The sequence below is a fragment of the Pseudomonas entomophila genome, from assembly GCF_018417595.1.
GTDB classification, from domain to species: domain Bacteria; phylum Pseudomonadota; class Gammaproteobacteria; order Pseudomonadales; family Pseudomonadaceae; genus Aquipseudomonas; species Aquipseudomonas entomophila_C.
The window spans coordinates 1,497,546-1,518,319 of record NZ_CP070982.1 but is presented as its reverse complement, the minus strand read 5'-3'; the positions used below and the strand labels follow the sequence as shown (position 1 = coordinate 1,518,319).

Annotated in this window: 13 protein-coding genes and 2 tRNA genes; 7 read left to right on the top strand and 8 right to left on the bottom strand. The window is 65.7% G+C overall.

Going from position 1 to position 20,774, the window contains the following annotated elements:
* Nucleotides 1–92: 92 nt before the first annotated feature.
* The 3 genes from nirD to JYG34_RS06650 form a co-directional block, all read right to left on the bottom strand.
* On the bottom strand, nt 93–455 hold the full coding sequence (gene nirD, locus JYG34_RS06660; protein WP_213659981.1) for a nitrite reductase small subunit NirD: 363 nt from the start codon (nt 453–455) through the stop codon (nt 93–95).
* Nucleotides 455–3,010 carry a nitrite reductase large subunit NirB gene (nirB, locus tag JYG34_RS06655; RefSeq protein WP_213659980.1) on the bottom strand — a complete coding sequence of 852 codons (2,556 nt, stop codon included), beginning with the start codon at nt 3,008–3,010 and terminating at the stop codon, nt 455–457. The genes nirD and nirB overlap by 1 nt, the downstream gene beginning before the upstream one ends.
* 295 nt (nt 3,011–3,305) lie before the next feature.
* On the bottom strand, nt 3,306–7,289 hold the full coding sequence (locus JYG34_RS06650) for a bifunctional nitrate reductase/sulfite reductase flavoprotein subunit alpha (RefSeq protein ID WP_213659979.1): 3,984 nt from the start codon (nt 7,287–7,289) through the stop codon (nt 3,306–3,308).
* A gap of 373 nt (nt 7,290–7,662) precedes the next feature.
* On the opposite strand from JYG34_RS06650, the gene JYG34_RS06645 reads away from it, so the two are divergent.
* The 4 genes from JYG34_RS06645 (at nt 7,663) to JYG34_RS06630 (ending at nt 12,193) form a co-directional block, all read left to right on the top strand.
* Nucleotides 7,663–7,866: a ParD-like family protein gene (locus JYG34_RS06645; RefSeq protein ID WP_011532704.1), complete on the top strand. Its 204-nt coding sequence runs from the start codon at nt 7,663–7,665 to the stop codon at nt 7,864–7,866.
* Complete coding sequence (map, locus tag JYG34_RS06640; protein WP_213659978.1) at nt 7,863–8,639, top strand: type I methionyl aminopeptidase; 777 nt, start codon at nt 7,863–7,865, stop codon at nt 8,637–8,639. Before JYG34_RS06645 ends, map begins: the two co-directional genes overlap by 4 nt.
* A gap of 237 nt (nt 8,640–8,876) precedes the next feature.
* Nucleotides 8,877–9,569 (top strand): DUF1266 domain-containing protein, encoded by a 693-nt coding sequence (locus tag JYG34_RS06635; RefSeq protein WP_213659977.1) that lies wholly within the window; start codon nt 8,877–8,879, stop codon nt 9,567–9,569.
* Nucleotides 9,566–12,193, top strand: coding sequence for a DUF805 domain-containing protein (locus JYG34_RS06630; protein WP_213659976.1), 2,628 nt, complete (start codon nt 9,566–9,568; stop codon nt 12,191–12,193). Before JYG34_RS06635 ends, JYG34_RS06630 begins: the two co-directional genes overlap by 4 nt.
* Here JYG34_RS06630 and JYG34_RS06625 read toward each other — a convergent pair.
* The 3 genes from JYG34_RS06625 to JYG34_RS06615 form a co-directional block, all read right to left on the bottom strand.
* Entirely contained in the window at nt 12,187–13,893 is a 1,707-nt protein-coding gene (locus JYG34_RS06625; RefSeq protein WP_213659975.1) for a molecular chaperone HscC, read from the bottom strand. The genes JYG34_RS06630 and JYG34_RS06625 overlap by 7 nt on opposite strands.
* 158 nt (nt 13,894–14,051) lie before the next feature.
* A tRNA-Asp gene (locus JYG34_RS06620) sits at nt 14,052–14,128 on the bottom strand.
* Nucleotides 14,129–14,141: 13 nt separating this feature from the next.
* A tRNA-Val gene (locus JYG34_RS06615) sits at nt 14,142–14,217 on the bottom strand.
* Between the two features lie 216 nt (nt 14,218–14,433).
* Here JYG34_RS06615 and rdgC point away from each other — a divergent pair.
* Nucleotides 14,434–15,354 (top strand): recombination-associated protein RdgC, encoded by a 921-nt coding sequence (gene rdgC, locus JYG34_RS06610; RefSeq protein ID WP_213659974.1) that lies wholly within the window; start codon nt 14,434–14,436, stop codon nt 15,352–15,354.
* Between the two features lie 263 nt (nt 15,355–15,617).
* Entirely contained in the window at nt 15,618–15,935 is a 318-nt protein-coding gene (gene sugE, locus JYG34_RS06605; RefSeq protein WP_011532697.1) for a quaternary ammonium compound efflux SMR transporter SugE, read from the top strand.
* Between the two features lie 18 nt (nt 15,936–15,953).
* Here the strand turns inward: sugE and JYG34_RS06600 are convergent, their stop codons facing one another.
* Nucleotides 15,954–17,828, bottom strand: a complete 1,875-nt coding sequence (locus tag JYG34_RS06600; RefSeq protein ID WP_213659973.1) for an MFS transporter — start codon at nt 17,826–17,828, stop codon at nt 15,954–15,956.
* Nucleotides 17,829–18,165: 337 nt separating this feature from the next.
* Entirely contained in the window at nt 18,166–19,305 is a 1,140-nt protein-coding gene (locus JYG34_RS06595) for a TDT family transporter (RefSeq protein WP_213659972.1), read from the bottom strand.
* A 163-nt stretch (nt 19,306–19,468) separates the two neighbouring features.
* On the opposite strand from JYG34_RS06595, the gene JYG34_RS06590 reads away from it, so the two are divergent.
* Nucleotides 19,469–20,653, top strand: coding sequence for an MFS transporter (locus JYG34_RS06590; protein WP_213659971.1), 1,185 nt, complete (start codon nt 19,469–19,471; stop codon nt 20,651–20,653).
* The last annotated feature ends 121 nt before the right edge of the window (nt 20,654–20,774 follow it).

The window sequence follows — 20,774 nt, the reverse complement described above, 5'->3', positions numbered from 1 at the left end:
GCGGCTTCAGCCGCGATGCAGGCGACGCGGTGCCTGGCACCCGCTTCGCGGGTGATCGCGGCTGAAGCCGCTCCTGCAAAGTTCGTGCTAAGTCAGTGCTGGGCGATCTCAACGTGCTCCCCCTTCACCCGCACCGGCCACACCCGCAGCCGCTGCGCCGGGTCCTCCAGGCAGCGCCCGTCCTGCAAGCTGAAATGCTGCTTGTACAACGGCGCCGCCACCACCAGCTCGCCGCCCAGGCTGCCCACCAGGCCGCGGCCGATGACATTGGCCCCCGACCGCGGATCACGGTTGTCGACGGCATACAGCGCCTGCTCGCGCCCCGGCAGGTAGAACAGCGCCACCTGCTCGCCGTCGAGCCAGGCCACCACGCCCGAATCGGCCACCAGGTCGCGGACCTGGCACACCGCCTGCCAGTGCAAAAGTTGTGTCACGGCAATATTGGAATGGTTCATCAGACAGCCTCCTCGGTAATGGTGGGGATCAGGTGCAGCGGCGCGGCGGGTCGGCGCTGTTCGCGCTCGCGAACGAAATGCACATCGGGGTCAGGGCGCTGGTCGTTGACGAAGGTGCGGAAGCGCTTGAGCTTTTCCGGATCTTTCAGGGCATTGGCCCATTCGCATTCGTAGCGGTCGACCACCTGCTGCATCTGCGTCTCCAACTCGTGACCAAGGCCCAGGCTGTCGTCAAGGATCACCGCCTTGAGGTAATCCAGCCCGCCTTCCAGGCTTTCGCGCCACACCGAGGTGCGCTGCAGCTTGTCGGCGGTGCGGATGTAGAACATCAGCACCCGGTCGATCAGGCGCACCAGGGTTTCGTCATCCAGGTCGGTGGCGAACAGTTCGGCATGGCGCGGGCGCATGCCGCCATTACCACAGACGTACAGGTTCCAACCCTTGTCGGTGGCAATCACGCCGATATCCTTGCTCTGCGCCTCGGCGCACTCGCGGGTGCAGCCGGATACCGCGAACTTGAGCTTGTGCGGTGAGCGCAGGCCCTTGTAGCGGTCCTCCAGGCGCAAGGCCATGGCCACGCTGTCCTGCACGCCATAGCGGCACCAGGTGCTGCCCACGCAGGACTTCACCGTGCGCGTCGACTTGCCGTAGGCGTGCCCGGTCTCGAAGCCAGCCTCGATCAGCTCGCCCCAGATCAGCGGCAGTTCGTGCAGCTGGGCACCGAACAGGTCGATGCGCTGGCCACCGGTGATCTTGGTGTAGAGGTCGTATTTCTTCGCCACCTGGCCGATCACGATCAGCTTGTCCGGGGTGATCTCGCCACCGGGGATGCGCGGCACCACCGAGTAGGTGCCGTTCTTCTGCATGTTGGCCATGAAGGTGTCGTTGGTGTCCTGCAGGGGCACCAGCGAGGGGTCCATGATCGGCTGGTTCCAGCACGAAGCGAGGATCGAGCCCACCGTCGGCTTGCAGATGTCGCAACCGACATGGCCACGACCATGGCGCGCCAGCAATTCTTCGAAGCTGCGGATGCCCTCGACCCGCACCAGGGCGTAGAGCTCCTGGCGGGTGTAGGCGAAGTGTTCGCACAGGCTTTTGTCCACGGTCACGCCACGGGCGGTCAGCTCGTGCTCGAACACCTGCTTGAGCAGCGCCGCGCAGCCCCCGCAGCCGCTGGCCGCCTTGGTGCAGCCCTTCACGGCGGCAAGGTCGCCACAGCCGCTGTCGATGGCCGCGCATACCGCCCCCTTGCTGACGTTGTGGCAGGAGCAGATGGTCGCGCTGTCGGGCAATGCATCGGCGCCCAGGGCCGGTGCGCCGCCGCTTTGCGGCAGGATCAGCGCGGCCGGGTCGGCCGGCAGCGCGATACCGTTCTGGGCGTATTGCAGCAGGGTGTCGTAGTAGCTGTTGTCGCCGACCAGCACCGCGCCGAGCACGTGCTTGCCGCTGGCATCCACCACCAGGCGGCGGTAGGCCGCGTTGGCCTCGTCGATGAAGCGGTAGCTGCGCGAGCCAGGCGTGGCGCCATGGGCGTCACCGATGGAGCCGACATCGACACCCAGCAGCTTGAGCTTGGTCGACATGTCGGCGCCGGTGAACGCGCCCGCCGTATCGCCGACCAGCAGCGCCGCGAGGTTGCGTGCCATGGCATAACCTGGCGCGACCAGGCCGAACACACTGCCGTTCCACGAGGCGCATTCACCAATGGCGAAAATCCGCGGGTCGCTGCTGCGGCATTCGTTGTCGATCACCACGCCACCGCGCGCGGCGATGTCCAGGCCACAGCCACGGCCCAGGGCGTCCTGGGGGCGGATGCCGGCGGAGAACACGATCAGGTCGGTCTCCAGGTACTCGCCACCGTCGAACTGCATGCGGTAGCGATAGTCTTCGCCCGCGCCGATCGACTGGGTGGCGCGGGACAGGTGCACGCCCACGCCGAGGGCTTCGATCTGCGCCTTGAGGGCCGCGCCGCCTTCAGCGTCGAGCTGCACCGGCATCAGCCGCGGGGCGAACTCCACTACATGCGCTTCAAGGCCCAGCGATTTGAGCGCATTGGCGGCCTCCAGGCCCAGCAGGCCGCCGCCCACCACCACGCCACGGCGGGCGTCGACGGCCGCATTGCGGATGGCGTCGAGGTCATCGAGCGTGCGGTAGACCAGCCGGGCATTGCCGCTGGAACCTTCGATCGGCGGCACGAAGGGATAGGAACCGGTGGCCAGGATCAGTTGGTCATAGCCGTAGCGGCCTTCGCCGGTGACCACCTCGCAGCGCTCGCGGTCGATCTCCAGCACCGCTTCGCCCAGGTGCAGGTGCACCCCATGGCGCGTGTAGAAGTCCTGCTCGCACAGGGCCAGGGTCTCGGCACAGCTACCGGTGAAGTACTCGGACAGGTGCACCCGGTCGTAGGCGCGCTGGCGTTCCTCGCCGAACACATGCAGCTCGAAACGGTCCTGGGCACCTCGCTCGAGCAGTTGCTCGACACAGTGGTGGCCGACCATGCCATTGCCGACGATGACCAGTCGCGCACGTGGTGCGCCGTTCGCTGTTGCCTTCATAGCCGATCCTCGATCACGGAAAACAAAAAGGCGCCTGGAGCCGAAGCTCCAGGCGCCTTTGCCTGTACTCATCAGTGTGAGGCCCCTGGATGATCGCCGTTGACCAGCGGGGCATTTGTGCAATTTTCGAAGCAGGGAATGTGCCAATGTGCCTGTAGGAGCGGCTTCAGCCGCGAAACGGGCGGCGCGGTGCCTGGCATCCGCTTCGCGGATGATCGCGGCTGAAGCCGCTCCTACAGAGATCGTGCCCGTCTACATGCACCGCTTGGGTGCAGGGGTCACCATCACGGGGCGCTCAGTACACATCCCGCCGATAGCGCCCAGCCTTGCCCAGCGCCTCGACCCAGGCAGCCGCCGCGTCTTCATTCATCCCGCCCTGCACCGCCACCACCTGGCGCAGCGCCGCATCCACATCCCTGGCCATGCACTGGGCATCGCCGCAGACATAGATGAAGGCGCCCTCCTCCAGCCATTGCCACAGCTCGGCGCCGTGCTCCAGCAAGCGCTGCTGCACATAGATTTTCTCTGGCTGGTCGCGGGAGAAGGCGGTACTCAACCGCAAGTGCCCACTGCCTTCCCACGCCAGCAACTGCTCGCGGTAATAGAAATCGCTGGCCGCATGCTGCTCGCCGAAGAACAGCCAGTTGCGCCCGCTCGCCCCGCGCACTTCACGCTCCTCCAGAAAGGCGCGAAACGGCGCGATACCGGTGCCAGGGCCAATCATGATGATCGGCGTGGCGTCATCCTCGGGCAGGCGGAAGTGCTTCGACGGCTGCGGGAAGATCGCCACCTCCAACGCGCCGGCACGGTCGGCGAGAAAGCTTGAACAGACACCTTTGCGCTCCCCGTAGCGCACGGTCGAGACGGTCAGGTGTACCTGGTCGGGATGCGCATTGGGGCTGGAGCTGATCGAGTAAAGGCGTGGCTGCAAGGGCTTGAGCAAGCCCAACCAGTCCGTCAGCGACAAGCGCTGTGGAAAGGCGCTCAACACATCGGCCAGTTGCCGCCCCCACAGCCAGGCCTTCATTTCGGCCTTGCGCTCAGGTTGCAGCAGACGGCGCAGGTCGTCGCTGCCTTGGCTGAACCGCTCGAGTTGCTGCGGGGTGACCCGGGTGATATCCAGGTGATGTTCCAGCGCGACCGAGAGCGGCATTGGCGCATGCCCCTTGAGCTCGACCGTGGCCTGCCCATCGAGTTGCATCAGTTGCAACAACTCCTCGACCAGCGCCGCGCAATTGCGTGGCCACACACCCAACGCATCGCCCGGTTGATAGGTGAAGCCGCTACCGCGCAGGTCAAACACCAGCTGACGGGTTTCCTTGGCCGACCCGGGTGTATTGAGCAGGCGGTTTTCCAGCACCGCCGCACGCCACGGTTGCTGCTTGCCATAGCCCGCGACCGGCTTGGGCTCGGCGGGTGTCGGCCTGGCACTGCCCAACTGTTCCAGCAAGGCGCCCAGCCAGCCGCTGAAGGCCTCGTCGACATCCCCTTCGCAATCGACCCGCGCCAGCAGGCGCCGAGCCCCCAGTTCAGCCAGGCGCTGGTCGAGCTTGCGCCCGAAGCCACAGAACTGGTCATAGCTCGAATCACCCAGGGCCAATACCGCGTAGGGCAAGGTGGCGCAGTGCCCGCCCTCCTCGCCTTGCAGGGCCTGCCAGAACGCCGTGGCGCAATCCGGGGCGTCACCGTCGCCGAAGGTGCTGGCGATCAGCAGCACACTGGCAGCCCCCTGCAACTGCGCCGGGCCGAGCGTATCCATGCAACTCAGGCGCACCGCCAACCCTGCTGCGCGAAGGTGCTGCGCACAACGTTCGGCCAGGGCTTCGCTGTTGCCGGTCTGCGAGGCCCACAACACGTGATGACTGGGGATTTCACTGACAGGTATCGGCTGGGTGAACAAGGCTGCCAGCAATCCATCGACGAACAGACGCCGGGCAGGAGCCAGGGGTGCCTCGACCGGCAAGCGCGGAACCCCTTCGGCACGGGCCTGGCCCAGGCCGAACAGGAAGCCTTGCAGGTAATGGCGCTCGTCTTCTGCCAGCTCCGGTGCTGGCAGGACATCCAGGCCAAGCAGGCGAGACAAGGTGGTGGTGGGCATGCGGGTGGGCTCCGAAACAAGGTCGAGGGCTTCGATACGCTCGCCCGCGACCCGCTCCAGGGCCACGGCGCAATACTTGAAAGCGGGTTGCAGAGAAGTCGGGTCGACCGCGTCGCAGGTCACGGCATTGATCGCCAGTTGCTCGCCGTACAGGTCGTTCCAGTGGAACGGCGCGAAGCAACCGCCGGGCAACACGCGATCACTGATCCGCGCGGGCAACTGCGCCAGGCCACGCCGCGAGCGGATCGCCACCGTGTCCCGGTCACCAATCCCCAGGCGCTGGGCATCCTCAGGGTTGATTTCGACGAAGGGACCCGGCTCCAGCTTGTTCAGGCTGGGCACCTGGCCGGTCTTGGTCAGGGTGTGCCACTGGTGCTGCACACGCCCGGTGTTAAGCACGAAGGGATACGCTTCGTCCGCCTGCTCGGCTGCGGGTAGCCAGGGCCGCGCCAGGAACCGCGCTTTGCCGCTGGGCGTGGGAAAGGTCAATGCCTGCCCATCGTGCAACAGTGGCTGGCTGATACCGTCGTTGAGGTAGCGCAACGGGCTGCGGGCGTCTTCCCGACCCGGCGCACAGGGCCACTGCCGCGGGCGCTCACGCAGTTCGGGGTAGCCGATGCCACGCAGGTCGTAACCGCTGGCGGGGTTCCAGAAGCGGCGGATCTCTTCGTACACCGCCTCGGCATCGGGGTAGTTGAAGGCTTGCCCATAGCCCATGGCGCAGGCCACCCGGGCGATGAGGCGCCAATCCTCCAGGCTTTCACCGGGCGGCTCCACCGCACGCGGCATCAGGGTGAGGTTGCGCTCGCTGTTGATCATCACCCCCTCGCCTTCGGCCCACAGTGCAGCGGGCAGGAGAATGTCGGCATGGCGGTTGGTCTCGGTGTCGAGAAAGGCGTCCTGGCAGATCACCAATTCGGCATGGCGCAGGCCGTCGATCACCTGCTGGCGGTTGGCGACGCTGGCCACCGGGTTGCTGCAGATGATCCAGCAAGCCTTCACCTCGCCCTGCTTCATCTGCTCGAACAGCGCCACCGTGCCTTCGCCGCCGTCGCTGCGCAGCGTGCCCGGTGCCAGTTGCCACTGCCGCTCGACGAAATCACGGTCGGCCTCGACCTGCGCCGAGCGCTGGCCCGGCAGGCCCGGCCCCATGTAGCCCATCTCGCGCCCGCCCATGGCGTTGGGCTGGCCGGTCAGGGAAAACGGCCCGCTGCCCAGGCGGCAGATGGCGCCGGTGGCCAGGTGCAGGTTGCACAGCGCATTGCTGTGCCAAGTGCCGTGGATGCTCTGGTTCAGGCCCATGGTCCAGCAGCTCATCCAGTTTGTGGACTTGCCGATCCAGGTCGCGGCCTGGCGAATATCGGCCTCGGCCAGGCCGGTGATGGCGGCAACGCGTTCAGGGGTGTAGTCGGCGAGAAAGGCCGGCAGCGCCTCCCAGCCTTCGGTGTACTGGGCAATGAAGTCGGGGTCGGTATGGCCGTTGGCGTGCAGCAGGTGCAACAGGCCATTGAGCAACGCCAGGTCGGTGCCCGGGCGCACTTGCAGGAACAGGTCGGCCTTGTCGGCGGTGGCCGTGCGCCGGGGGTCGACGACGATCAGCCGGGCCCCGGCCTTGACCCGGTCGAGCAAGCGCAGGAAGAGGATCGGGTGGCAGTCGGCCATGTTCGCGCCGATCACCAGGAACACCTCGGCATGCTCGAAATCCTGGTAGCTGCCAGGCGGCCCATCGGCGCCCAGCGATTGCTTGTAGCCACTGCCGGCGCTGGCCATGCACAGGCGCGAGTTGGACTCGATATGGCGGGTGCGGATGTACCCTTTGGCCAGCTTGTTGGCCAGGTACTGGGCCTCCAGCGACATCTGCCCCGAGACGTACAAGGCCACGGCGTCCGCCCCGTGCCGGTCGATGATCGCGCGCAGGCGCGACGCGGTTTCGGCGATGGCCTCGTCCAGAGCGCCGCGCACCGGTTCCTGGTCGCGCTGGCGGCGCAGCCAGGCGTAGGCCATGCGCCCGGTGGTCAGGGGGATGTGCGCGGTCAGGCCCTTGGTGCACAGGCGGCCGAAGTTGCTCGGGTGCTGCTTGTCGCCACTGACCTTGACCACCTTGCCGTCGGCCACGCTCATGACGATGCCGCACCCCACGCCACAGTAGGGGCAAACGCTGCGGACCTCGCTGCTGCTCATCGGCGATCTCCTGCTGATGAAACGACAAAGGCGCCGGCTGCCCCGGCCTGCACTGGCAAGCGGGGCAACACGGCGCCTTCGTCGTGATGAAAGTCGGCCATCGACGTTGATGGCCTGATGAATGAGCGACAGCAAAAGCCGGGCCATGCTTCCCTATGGATAGTGCTGGCGCTCTGATCCCCCTGTGGGAGCGGGTTTACCCGCGAAGAATCCACCGTGGCAAAGGGCAAGGGCTTCGCCCTTGATCGCGGGTAAACCCGCTCCCACAGTTTCCTTTGGCGCACCGTCTTGGGCCTGTCGCACCATTGGGTGGCGTTCAGGCCTGGCCAAGCGATATGCTTCGTATACGTTTCATATATACGGGTACCCCACCATGGGCATCGTCAAGATCTCCGACGACCTCCACGAAGACCTGCGCGTGGCCAGCGCCGCGCTGTCGCGCTCGATCAACGCCCAGGCCGAACACTGGATCCGCCTCGGCATGCTCGCCGAGCTGCATCCGCAAGCCACCTACCAGGACCTGCTGCGCCAGTTGCTGCGCCAGGAACAGGCCAATCTCAAGGAACTGCTGCAATGAGCCAGGTCATTCTCAAGGATGCCGCCCAGCTGGCACTGATGCGCCGCGCCGGGCAACTGCTGGCCCAGGTGTTCGCCCACCTCGACGGCTTCATCCGCCCGGGCGTGACGACGATGCAGATCAACGACCGCGCCGAAGCCTTCATCGTCGAGACGCTCAAGTCGCGCCCGGCGAGCAAGGGCCAGTACGGCTTCCCCTACTCGCTGAACACTTCTGTGGACCATGTGGTGTGCCATGGCATGCCCAAGGTGGGTGAAGTGCTGAACGAAGGCTCGATCGTCAACGTCGACATCACACTGGAGCAGGGTGGTTATCTCGCCGACTCGTCGAAGATGTACTGCATCGGGCAGATCAGCGCAGAGGCCCGGCGACTGGTGGACACCACCTACGACGCGTTGTGGAAGGGCATCGAGCAGGTACGACCCGGCGCCACCCTCGGCGATATCGGCCACGCCATCCAGGTGCACGCTGAAGCCGCCGGCTACAGCGTGGTGCGCGAGTACTGCGGGCATGGTATCGGCACGCAGATGCACGAGGCGCCCGAGGTGCTGCATTACGGCCAGCGTGGGATGGGCATGAAACTGCAGCCGGGGATGGTGTTCACCATCGAGCCGATGATCAACCAGGGCGGCCGCGGGACCCGCGGGCTGCGCGATGGTTGGACGGTGATCACGCGGGATCACACGTTGTCGGCGCAGTGGGAGCATACCGTGGCGGTGACCGAGCGTGGGTACGAGGTGCTGACGCTTCGGGGGGAGGAGGTTCGGCGCTGACGGATTGGCATTCGAACACCTTTACCAGCCCTTTCAGGGGTCGCTATGAGAGATGTGGCGCCAGGGAGATCAAGCGCCGCCGGTTCGGCGCATCGCGGATGAATCCGCTCCTACCCGAAACAAACGTAGGAGCGGATTCATCCGCGATGCGTCGCGCGGGCGGCGCTCGATCTCAAGCGCGCAGCAAGACTATTGCATTACAATCCGCGCCAGCCCAAAGCCCCCTCAGGACCCCTCATGGACGAACCCGCCCAGCACTGGCTGCATGCCCTCTCCGCCCCCATGGCCGCCCTGAACGGCGCCAGCTACACCGCCCCCGACTACTTCGAAGGCGAAGACCAGGCCGACCTGGAACGCTGGTGGGGCATCAGCACCCGCGCCCAGTTGCTCGACATGCTGAGCATGGCCGACAACGGCCACGCCACCGAACTGAGCGAAGCCTACTGGCAGTACCAGCGCTGCCTGCCCAGCCAATGGCAGGCCCTGCTCGACACCCTGTCCCCACGTGAACGCATCCGCCATCAGTACGCCGCGCGCACCTTCCCCGACTGCGGCCCCGGCGGCACCCGCGCCTGGGACCTGGGCCGCATGAGCTACCTGCTCCGTGCCGGGGTCAAGAAAGGCTTGGTCAGCCGCGAGGAAAGCCTCTATCTGCACTACCGTCTGGCCTTGCGCGCCCGCCACTACTACAACCGCTGGGACAGCTACCTGGCCGGCTACCTGTTCGGCAAGGCACTGTGGAACGCCAGCGGCAGCAGCGACGACACCCTGGCCGCCAACCTCGAGCGCCAGGGCAGCGAGCACTGGAACCGCTGCATCGTGCTCAACCTGCGTCATGGTGCCCACGACTTGTTCGCCGAGCTGCCCTGGGACCTGCCCCTGCCCGAGCCACAACGCCCCACAACGCTGGAAGAGGACTGCTGGTCATGAGTTGCTGGATTCGTCTGGGGATCGAACCGACCCAGGACCTCGATGCCATCCGCCTGGCTTATCGCAGCCGGCTGCCCTCGCACCACCCCGAGACCGACCCGGAAGGTTTCAAGGCTCTGCGCGAAGCCTACGAGCAAGCCCAGCGCCTGGCCCGCGAACGCGCCGCGCCAGCGCCCGACGACCTGGAACCCGCGGCCGAGCACACCACCGTGCATCCTGCGCTGCAAGCCTTCCACAGCCTGCTCGAAGCGCCGGCTACCCGTTTCGATCCGCCCGCCTGGCAGCGCTACATCGACGACCTGGACACACTGCCACTGGACGAACTGGAGGACCTGAGCTGGCACCTGCTCGCCACCCTTCGCGACGCCGGCCCGCTTTCGCATCGCTGCGCCAGCCTGCTGGCCCAGCGCCTGGGTTGGGCGCAACAGTTGCTGCGCCTGGAAAACCCTCATGAGGTGGAAGCCTTCCTCGACCGCCTGGCAGAGCCCGACCCCTACGACACCGCACTGATGCGCGATTGGCCGCCCAGCGCCCAGCTGGAAAGCCTGTGGTATTTCCGCAGCCTGGAATACTGCTACCAGCAGCACCCGCTGTTCGAATACAAGCAGTTCGTCAACGTGCACACCTGCCTGGCCATCCCCGACGACCCCGCCCTGATGCAGCGCCTGCTGGTGCAGTTCAGCCAGGCGGGCATCGGCAGCCGCGCCTTCCACGGCCAACTGCAGGAGCGCCTGCAGCAGGCGCCCAACGACGTCGACCTGCTCTACCTGATGGCGCGCCAGGCCCATGCCCTGGACGCCGAACAGCAAGCCCTGGACTGCTGGCTGCGACTGTACCGCGAACACCAGCACCCCCAGGCCGAGCGTTGGCTGATCGACCTGTGCGCACGCCATCAACCGCAGCGCCTGCCGTTGTTGATCCAGGCCTTCGACCAGTTGCACATGCCCGCCTCCTGGCCCACCGACCTGGCCGATCCGGCCCAGGCCTGGGGCAGCCCGGCGCAGACGCCACAGACCTTGGCACGCTGGGCCGAAGCCGCGCGCCTGGGGCTTGGCGGGATGGCTGGCACCTTTGTCGATTGGCGCCTGGACGGTGACGACGAGCTGCCACTGCTGGCCTGGTTGCTGCACGAGCAGCCCGACCGCGCACTGCATCACCTGTACTGGCAAGCCTGGGCCCTGCAACGCGGCGAAGCAGGCCTGTTACGCCAGATCCTGTCACGCCAGCCCGGCGAGGACCCGCTCGACGCACTGATCCTGGAAGGCTTCCAACGTCAGGCCGCGCAACACCTGCGCTGGCTCGAGCAATCGCCTGTGGTGCAGGCCCTGGTGCAATTCTGCGCCAGCGAAGACCCTGCGCTCGAGCTGCCCGATGCACTGACCGAGGATGCCATTCGCCCGGTATGTCGCGAATGGCTGCGGCGCATGCGCGTCTATTCAGCCCAGGCCCTGATCGCACTCAACAACCAGTTCGAGATGAACCGCCTGTTCACCACGCCATTCGCCCTGCCATTACAGGGCCGCCTGGCCGAGGACGGCGTGCTGCTGCCAGCGATGCCTGACGGCGAGGCCTTGTGGGGCTGGCATCGCCAGCAGCTGTTCATGCTCGCCCTGATGGAGCAGCAGTCACGTTGGTTGGCGCTGATCGACCCGGCATTGCCCGGGCAGATGCAGTACCCCGCCGACCACCCCTTCGCCGAGCAGCACGCGCAGCTCCTGCAGGCGCTCGATGCCCCCGAAGGCGGCAACAGCCTGCCAGCGCTCACCTTCTCCGCGCCCCCGCAGACCCTGCAGCAGGCCCTCGACAGCGCGCGCCTGCCCAGCGCCGCGCAGCTGGCGGCCTGCCTGGACAAAGAGGATGACCGCCTGCTCGACGAGAGCCCGCTGAGCTACCTGCTGTTCTGCGCGGTGCTGTACCACGACCGCTCACTGGGCGAGGAACAGCGCACGCGCCTGCGCAACCGTCTTGAAACCATGGCGCTGCACGGCGCCTGGTTCGAGCCGCTGCGTCGCGGGCTGGTGAACGGCAAGGCCGGACGGCCGCCGGCCGAAGTTCTGCGTAGCCAGGGCATCGACAGCCACGCGTTCAAGGATGTGCTGGACGCGCTGAACAGCCTGCTCAACGACTGCACGCCACCCAAGCCCCGGGCGCTGTGCGCCCTGCAGAAAATCAAGGACGATACCCGGCAGCACCCCGGCCTGCGCTGCGCAAGCATGGCCGTGCTGTCCTGGGCAGAGCGCATGCTGGGCAACGACCTGAACCAGCCGCCCGCCCCCTTCTGGGCATTCTGGAAGCTCAACAGTCGTCTGAACCGCACCGGCTTCGCCCTGCATCTGGTGGCCGCCGTGCCATGCAGCGCCATGGCCCTGAAGTTCCCGGCACTGATCGCGGTGGTCGCGGTGCTGATGATCAGCGCCAGCCTGCGCCGCTTGCGCGACCTCGGCCGTGGCGTGCCGACCCTGCTGCTGCTAATGCTGGTCAGCCGTGTGCTGCCATTCACAACCCTGGTGCTGCTGGGCATGCCCGGCAACAAGCTGCCAAACCAGTACGGGCCGCCGCCAGGCAAGGCCATGCCGATGGAAGGCGGCCTGCAGGCCACCTTGCGGCGTTTGAACGGTCAGTAGCGCAGTTCGTCGAGCGCCTGGCTCAACGCCAGGCGCTCGCGGCTGATCTCAGCGGCCTGCTGCCTGGCCAACACCGCGTTGAATGCATCCAGCCAACTGCCGATCTGCTCGCGCTCATCGCCCAGGCTCTGCATCCAGGCCCGCTCCAGGCGGGCCAGCAGGGTGCGATTGGGCAGGGTGTCGCGTGGATGGATCTTCAGCCGCGCCAGGCGCTCCTGGCTGGCCCGGCGCGCCTCGGCATCCAGCCCGGTGGGGCTGCGGTCAATGCTGTGGCTGTGTTTCTGGCCGCTTTCGAGGAAGGTCACATCCACTTCCAACAGGCCGTTGATGTCGTAGCTGAAGCGCACGTCCAGCGACTGCACCTCGCCGGTCTGCTGCAAGGGAATCTCGAAACTGTCGATCAGGATATTGTCACGCACCCAGGGGCGTTCGCCCTGGTACACGGCAATGCGCACGAACTGCTGTTCGGGATGGGTGCTGTGGAAGCGCTGGACCTTCGAGGTGGGGATCACCGTGTTGCGCTCGATGATCGGCGAGAAGGCCCCGGTGACCTCTTCGCCGCGCGAGCAGGCAATACCCAGGGTGTAGGGGCAGACATCGGTCAGGATCAGCTCGTCGATGGCCGCGTCGCGCGCCTTGCAGGCTGCCTGGCTGGCGGCGCCCAGGGCGACGATGGTGTCCGGGTCCAGGTGCCGGTACGGCAAGCGGCCGAACAGTTTGGCCACCAGGTGCTGCACCTGCGGCATGCGCGTGGCGCCGCCGACCAGCACCAGGCTGTCCAGCTCGCGCGGGCTGAGCCGGGCATCGCGCAGGGCCTGTTCGATGGGTGTGCGCACCCGTGCCAGCAACGGCGCCCAGATCGCTTGCAGCTTCAGGTCGTCCAGCACCCACTCACGGGCCTGGCCATCGCCATTCCAGTTCAACGTGCGACTACCCTCGCCGGCCTCGCGCTTGAGCTGCTCGACGGCATCGTGAAGGCTGGCCAGGGCCTGGGGCTCGAGGTCTTCGACCTTGAGGCGCCAGTCGTGCAGGCAGGCTTGCAGCAATGCGTCGGTGAAGTCTTCGCCGCCCAGGTAGTTGTCACCGGTGGAGGCATGCACCTCGATCAGCGGCAGGGCGTATTCGAGCACCGTGACGTCGAAGGTGCCGCCGCCCAGGTCGAAGACCAGGGTGCGCTCGAACTTCTGTTCGTGCAGACCATAGGCCATGGCCGCCGCGGTGGGCTCGTTGATCAGCCGCTGCACCTTCAGCCCGGCCAGCTCGGCGGCGAACACCGTGCGCTTGCGCTGCTCGTCACTGAAATAGGCGGGCACCGAAATCACCGCCTCGCTCACCGGGCAACCCAGGTGGGCCTCGGCGTCCTGCTTCAACGCGCCCAGCACCAAGGCCGACAGCTCTTCGGGGGTGAATCGGTGCTCCCCCAACAGGTACTGCTTGTCACTGCCCATGAACCGCTTGAACGCGCCCGCCGTGTGTTGCGGGTGGGTGGTCAACCGAGCTCGGGCGGCCTGCCCGACCAGGATACTGCCGTCGTCATCGACACTGACCACCGAAGGGGTCAGCACTTCGCCCAGGGCATTGGCGATCAGACGCGCTTCGCCATCCTGCCAGACTGCGATCAGGCTGTTGGTGGTACCCAGGTCGATGCCCAGCAGCGGGGCGGATTGCGTGGAGGAAGGAGAGAGGCTGGCATCCTGCATGGTCGGTCTCTTGCTTGCGATAAGAACCGGCGCAGGGCCTGCTGGCCACATGCGGCGGACAGGGGGCATTCTGGCGCAATGCCAGAAACAAAAAAAGCGACCCTAAGGTCGCTTTTTCTGTAGCTTCAGGGTGTTCAGTGGGCCCTTGAAGCTGAATATGGCGCGGCGGACGGGACTCGAACCCGCGACCCCCGGCGTGACAGGCCGGTATTCTAACCGACTGAACTACCGCCGCGCTATACATCGAGTGGTGGGTGATGACGGGATCGAACCGCCGACCCTCTGCTTGTAAGGCAGATGCTCTCCCGGCTGAGCTAATCACCCTTCGTCTCGGTGTGGCGCGCATTCTACGGAGGACCCAGTACCCTGGCAAGCACTTTTTTCAAAAATTTCAAAAAAAAATGCCAGGCCTTTCAAAGACCTAGCTGCGCCGGGCATTTCCCTCCTTATATATGCCTGCTGGCCCTCTGACAGGGCTGGCCTCGAACCACCGCTCGGAGAATAATGCCCGCCTTATGCATTAAGGAGAGATTCCCCCTCATGTGGTTCAAGAACCTGCTGACCTACCGCCTGACCCAGGATGTCCCGTTCGAGCCTGAAGCGCTGGAAGCCGCCCTGGCCAGCAAGCCGGCCCGCCCCTGCGCCAGCCAGGAGCTGACCACCTACGGTTTCGTCGCCCCGTTCGGCAAGGGCGCCGACGCTCCCCTGGTGCACGTCAGCGGTGAATTCCTGCTGATCGCCGCGCGTAAAGAAGAACGCATCCTGCCCAGCAGCGTGGTCAACGACGCGGTCAAGGAGAAGGTCGAGGAAATCGAGACCGAGCAGATGCGCAAGGTCTACAAGAAGGAACGCGACCAGATCAAGGACGAGATCATCCAGGCCTTCCTGCCGCGCGCGTTCATCCGCCGCTCGATGATCTTCGCCGCCATCGCCCCGCGCCTGGGCCTGATCCTGGTCAACTCGGCCAGCGCCAAGCGCGCCGAGGACCTGCTGTCGACCCTGCGCGAAGTCATGGGTTCGCTGCCGGTGCGTCCGGTGACCGTGAAGATCGCCCCGGCCGCGACCATGACCGACTGGGTCAAGTCGCAGCAAGCCGCCGAAGGCTTCTATGTGCTGGACGAGTGCGAACTGCGCGACACCGGCGAAGACGGCGGCATCGTGCGCTGCAAGCGCCAGGACCTGACCGGTGAAGAGATCCAGCTGCACCTGAGCACCGGCAAGGTGGTCACGCAGCTGGCCCTGGCCTGGCAGGACAAGCTGTCGTTCGTGCTCGACGACAAGACCGTGATCAAGCGCCTGAAGTTCGAGGAACTGCTGCAGGAGCAAGCCGAGCAGGACGGCGGCGATGAAGCCCAGCAACAATTCGACGCCAGCTTCACCCTGATGATGATGACCTTCACCGAGTTCCTGCCGGCGCTGTTCGAGGCGCTGGGGGGCGAGGAGATTCCGCAGGGGGTCTGAGGCGCATGACAAACCGGTGCCGGCCTGACCTTTGAAGGTGCCTGCACCGGCCCATTCGCGGGTAAACCCGCTCCCACTGATGGCCAATGACCTGTGGGAGCGGGTTTACCCGCGAAGAGGTCGGCAAAGGCACCGCTGATCCCTCAGGCTTGCCGCACCACCGAAAAATGTGCACTATAGTGCGCACTGTGAGGACGACCTCACGACGCAGTGCGTGATCGCTCCGGGGACGGCCCCATCTTTGATAATGATGGAGACTCACCATGTCCTGGATCATCCTGTTCTTCGCCGGCCTGTTCGAAGTCGGCTGGGCTGTCGGCCTCAAGTACACCGACGGCTTCACTCGCCCACTCCCCACCATTCTCACCGTCGGCGCCATGGTCATCAGCCTCGGCCTGCTGGGCCTGGCCATGAAAGAGCTGCCGCTGGGTACCGCCTATGCCATCTGGACCGGCGTCGGCGCGGTCGGCACAGTGATCGCCGGGATCATCCTGTTCGGCGAATCGATGGCCCTGGTGCGCCTGGCCAGCGTTGCACTGATCATCACCGGCCTGGTCGGCCTGAAGGTCAGCGCCAGCTGACCTCCACTTCCCTCCCCTTCAACGCATATCGCCACGCAGCAGGCTGACCTGCTCGCGCAGCGCCTCGGGCTGCGCCGCCTCCACCGGGATGGCGGCGCCGGCCACGATGGTTACCCGCGACCACAGGCGCTTGAAGAAGCCCTTGTTCGGGTCGCGACTGAAGAAACTGCCCCACAACCCCTGCAACGCCAGCGGAATCACCGGCACCGGCGTCTCCTGCAGGATGCGATTCACTCCACCCTTGAACACATCGATCTCACCGTCGGCACTGAGCTTGCCTTCGGGGAAGATGCACACCAGCTCGCCATCGGCCAGGTACCGGGCAATTCGGGCGAAGGCACGCTCGTAGGTGGCCTGGTCTTCACCGCGCCCGGCGATGGGGATCGCGCCAGCGGTGCGGAACACGAAGTTGAGCACTGGCAGGTTGTAGATCTTGTAGTACATGACGAAGCGCACCGGCCGGCGAATGGCGCCGCCGATCAGCAGCGCATCGACGAACGACACGTGGTTGCACACCAGCAAGGCCGCGCCCTCGTCGGGGATGCGCTCGAGCTCGCGGTGCTCGACCCGATACATCGAATGGCTGAGCAGCCAGATCAGGAAGCGCATGGTGAACTCGGGCACGATCCTGAAGATATAGGCGTTCACCGCGATGTTGAGCAGCGACACCACCAGGAACAACTGCGGGATGCTCAGCTTTGCAACGCTCAGCAAGACGATGGTGACGATCGCCGAAACCACCATGAACAAGGCGTTGAGGATGTTGTTGGCGGCGATCACCCGGGCCCGCTGGTCTTCCGGGGTACGCGCCTGGATCAGCGCGTACAGCGGCACGATGTAGAAGCCCCCGAAGATGCCCAGCCCGACGATGGACAGCATGATCCACCAGGCCTGGCTCATGCCCAGCAACGCCAGCCAGTCATGGGGCACGGCGCCGGCCGGTACATCGCCCGAATGCCACCACCAGAGCAAACCGAACAGGGTCAGGCCGAAGGAGCCGAAGGGCACCAGGCCGATCTCCACCTTGCGGCCACTCAAGCGCTCGCACAGCAGCGAGCCGATGGCGATGCCTACCGAAAACAAGGTCAGCACCAGGGTGACGACGGTTTCGTCACCGTGCAGCCAGTCCTTGGCATAGGCCGGGATCTGCGTGAGGTAGATGGCGCCGACGAACCAGAACCACGAGTTGCCGACGATCGAGCGCGACACCGCCGGGGTCTGCCCCAGGCCCATGCGCAGGGTGGCCCACGACTGGCGGAAGATGTTCCAGTCCAGCTTCATCTGCGGCGCGGCGGCAGCGGCGCGGGGGATCCAGCGGCTGGCCAGGTAACCGAGCACCGCGGTGCCCACCACCCCGGCGGCGGCTAATACTGCGTACTGACTGGAGGACATCAAGACCCCGGCGCCGATGGTACCGGCCAGGATCGCCAGGAAGGTGCCCATCTCCACCAGGCCGTTGCCCCCCACCAGCTCCTCTTCACGCAGGGCCTGGGGCAGGATCGAATACTTGACCGGGCCGAACAGCGCCGAGTGGGTGCCCATGGCGAACAGGGCCACCAGCATCAGTTCCAGATGGTGGGTGACGAAACCGGTCGCACCGATGGCCATGATGACGATCTCGGCCAGCTTGATCGCGCGGATCAAGCGGTCCTTGGCGAATTTCTCGCCAAACTGCCCGGCCAGCGCCGAGAACAGGAAGAACGGCAGGATGAACAGCAGCGCGCAGAGGTTGACCCAGATCGAGCGGTCGCCTTCCAGGCTCAGCTTGTAGAGGATGGCCAGGATCAGCGACTGCTTGAACAGGTTGTCGTTGAAGGCGCCCAGCGACTGGGTGATGAAGAACGGCAGGAAGCGCCGCTTGCCGAGCAGGGTGAATTGCGAGGGGTGACTCATCGTCCTTGTACCTGGTTGGGCTTTGTCATTGGAGGCACGCCGGGCGCGCGAAGCCACAAATCTGCACGGGAATGCCCGCTGGCACAAGGCACTTTGGGAGCGGGCTTGCCCACCTCAAGCCTTGCGCGATCCTTGTGGGAGCGGCCTTGTGTCGCGAATGGGCTGCGTAGCGGCCCCGGTATCTCATTGTCGATGCAATGATCGTTGGGGCCGCTTTGCGGCCCTTTCGCGACACAAGGCCGCTCCCACAAAGGCAAACGTAAACTGCTAGACCGTTGATCCCACGCAGGTTGTGCTGGCGACTCTGCTTCCTGAGCGATCTACTACCGAAACACCATCACGACTGCGCGATGCACGGCGACACAAACAGCTCGCCGCGCCAAGCCCCACGCACAGTCCGGCTGGCCACCAGCAGCCACAGCAGCGCCAACGCCACCACCAGCACCTGGCCGAACACAGTGAAGAACCCAAGCCCCAGCCAGGCCGCCAGCTTCAGGGTGGCCAGGCAGTACACGCCCAGCGGGAAGGTGAACCCCCACCAGCCCAGGTTGAACGGCATGCCCTGGCGCATGTAGCGCAGGGTGATCAACACCGCCGTCAGCAGCCACCACAAACCGGCCCCCCAGAGCACGATGCCGGCCACCAGGCCAAGGCCCCGAGCCACTTCTCCCAGGCTGCCCAGGCCATTGGCGGCGAACACCGCCGGCGCATCGCCCCCCAGCACCAGCATGCCCAGCGCGCCAGTGCCGATCGGCCCCAGCGCCAGCCAGCTGGAGGCCGCCATGTTGGCCGGTGGCAGTTTGTGCAAGGCCATGCGCAGCATGAGAATGGTGAGGATGCTGAAGGCCACCGGCAACGATACCGCCCACATCACGTAGCTGGTGATCACCACCAGGAACTGCCGGTGCGCGTCCAGCAGGTGCGGTGCCAGCAACCCGCCACTGGCCGCGGCCACTTCGGCCGCCACCACCGGCAACAGCCACACCGCCGTCATCTGGTCGATGCTGTGTTCCTGGCGGGTGAACATCAGGTACGGAATGGCCACGCCGCACAGCAGCGCCAGGCCCACGTCCAGCCACCAGAGCATTTCGACCCACGGCACCACGGCCTCGCCCCAGCGTGCCAGACCAAACACCAGCGCACCGTTGAGGAGGGTGGCGAGGCCCATGGGGATGGTGCCGAAGAACATCGACACGGTGGAGTGGGCGAAGATCCGTCGTGCCTCGTCGAAGAACAGCAGCCAGCGTGCGCCATACAGAACACAGAACAGGACGAACAGGCCGATGGTCGACCACCACAGGCCCTCGGCCACGGCATCGAGCAGTGGCACCTGGACTTGATGCAGGGCCAGCGCCAGCACGCCAGTCCCCATGGTCGCGGCGAACCAGTTGGGGGTGAACTGGCGGATCACTTCGCGGGGATGGGCCAACTGGCTGAAGGGGCGCCACGACGGTGCGCGAGTCTGGGTGCATGGCATGGGATGTCTCCTGGCCTTGTGTAAGGTGGAATTATCTTATGCTCGCAAAGAATATCCATATAACGGGTAATTTCTCTATCTGTTATCTATTTTGCAGATATAGCGCACTCTGTGGCCCTTGGAATATGCTTGGCGACTGCCCCACCCAGACCAGGACGTCGCAATGCTTGCTGCTCTCAGAGGTTACCCGAAGCCGGTACGCCTGCTGTTGCTCACCACCTTCACCCTGACCGTCGCCCGAGCCATCACCCTGCCCTACCTGGTGGTCTACCTGGCCGACAATTTCCAGCTCACGGTCGGCCGCATCGGCCTGCTGATCGGCGGCGCGCTGATCGTCGCTTCGCTACTGAGCCTGTACGGCGGGCACCTGGTCGATACCGTGCGCAACCATACGCTGGTCATCGCCAGCCTGTTGATCTTCGCGCTGGCCTTCGCCGGCGCCATCGCCAGCCCATCGGCGGCGCTGTTCTTCCTCTGCCTGGTGCTGATCAACCTGACCCTGGCCATGGTCGACATCGCCGCCAAGGCGGGCTTCTGCGCCCTGCTGCCGGTGGACGCGCGCGCGGAGGTGTTCGCGATCAAGTACACCCTGAGCAATATTGGCTATGCCGTCGGCCCGATGCTTGGGGTGGCCATGATCGAAGTGGACGGCCACCTGCCGTTCGTGGCGTCCGCGCTGATCGGCCTGGGCATGTGCCTGGCGTACCAACGCCTGGGCGCCCGTGGCCTGGAGGCCCGCGCCGAAACACAACCCAGCGCCGGCTTCGCCCAGGTGGCTTTGGGCCTGGCCCGCGACCGACGCCTGGTGTGCTTCACCTTGGGTGGTGTGCTCAGCGCGGTGGTGTTCGGCCAGTTCACCGCCTACCTGTCGCAATACCTAGTAGTCACCAGCAGCCCCGAGGAGGCGGCGCGGCTGGTCGGGTACCTGGTGACCACCAACGCCGTGACGGTGATCGCCCTGCAGTACCTGATCGGCCGGCGCATCAATCGGCGCCGCCTGATGCCCTGGCTGATGGCCGGCATGGCGATGTTCGTCGCGGGCTTGCTGGGCTTCTCCCTGGCCGGTTCGGTACTGGCTTGGTGCATCGCCATGCTGGTGTTCACCCTGGGCGAGATCATCGTCATCCCGGCCGAATACATGTTCATCGACCTGATTGCGCCGGAGCACCTGCGGGGTGTCTATTACGGGGCGCAGAACCTGGGCAACCTTGGCGCGGCGCTGGGGCCGGTGCTGGTGGGCGCGGCGCTGGGGTACCTGGTACCAGGGGCGGTGTTCTACCTGTTGATCGGGTCGGTGATCCTGGCGGCGGTGTTCTATTGGTTGGGTACGCGAAGCGTGGTGCAATAGGCGGTAACGATTGTAGGAGCGGGTTTGCCCGCGATGCAGCCAGCACAGGGCATGGCACCGGCTCCGCCGGTGATCGCGGGTAAACCCGCTCCTACAGGGTGTGCCATGCCCTCCCCTGCGA

Bases quoted from the DNA above. Each gene is read 5' to 3' on its own strand.
- JYG34_RS06635 (WP_213659977.1), top strand. From the start codon at position 8,877: ATGGACGAACCCGCCCAGCACTGGCTGCATGCCCTCTCCGCCCCCATG.
- map (WP_213659978.1), top strand. From the start codon at position 7,863: ATGAGCCAGGTCATTCTCAAGGATGCCGCCCAGCTGGCACTGATGCGC.
- nirD (WP_213659981.1), bottom strand. From the start codon at position 455: ATGAACCATTCCAATATTGCCGTGACACAACTTTTGCACTGGCAGGCG.
- JYG34_RS06600 (WP_213659973.1), bottom strand. From the start codon at position 17,828: ATGAGTCACCCCTCGCAATTCACCCTGCTCGGCAAGCGGCGCTTCCTG.
- JYG34_RS06590 (WP_213659971.1), top strand. From the start codon at position 19,469: ATGCTTGCTGCTCTCAGAGGTTACCCGAAGCCGGTACGCCTGCTGTTG.
- JYG34_RS06630 (WP_213659976.1), top strand. From the start codon at position 9,566: ATGAGTTGCTGGATTCGTCTGGGGATCGAACCGACCCAGGACCTCGAT.
- nirB (WP_213659980.1), bottom strand. From the start codon at position 3,010: ATGAAGGCAACAGCGAACGGCGCACCACGTGCGCGACTGGTCATCGTC.
- sugE (WP_011532697.1), top strand. From the start codon at position 15,618: ATGTCCTGGATCATCCTGTTCTTCGCCGGCCTGTTCGAAGTCGGCTGG.
- JYG34_RS06650 (WP_213659979.1), bottom strand. From the start codon at position 7,289: ATGAGCAGCAGCGAGGTCCGCAGCGTTTGCCCCTACTGTGGCGTGGGG.
- rdgC (WP_213659974.1), top strand. From the start codon at position 14,434: ATGTGGTTCAAGAACCTGCTGACCTACCGCCTGACCCAGGATGTCCCG.
- JYG34_RS06625 (WP_213659975.1), bottom strand. From the start codon at position 13,893: ATGCAGGATGCCAGCCTCTCTCCTTCCTCCACGCAATCCGCCCCGCTG.
- JYG34_RS06645 (WP_011532704.1), top strand. From the start codon at position 7,663: ATGGGCATCGTCAAGATCTCCGACGACCTCCACGAAGACCTGCGCGTG.
- JYG34_RS06595 (WP_213659972.1), bottom strand. From the start codon at position 19,305: ATGCCATGCACCCAGACTCGCGCACCGTCGTGGCGCCCCTTCAGCCAG.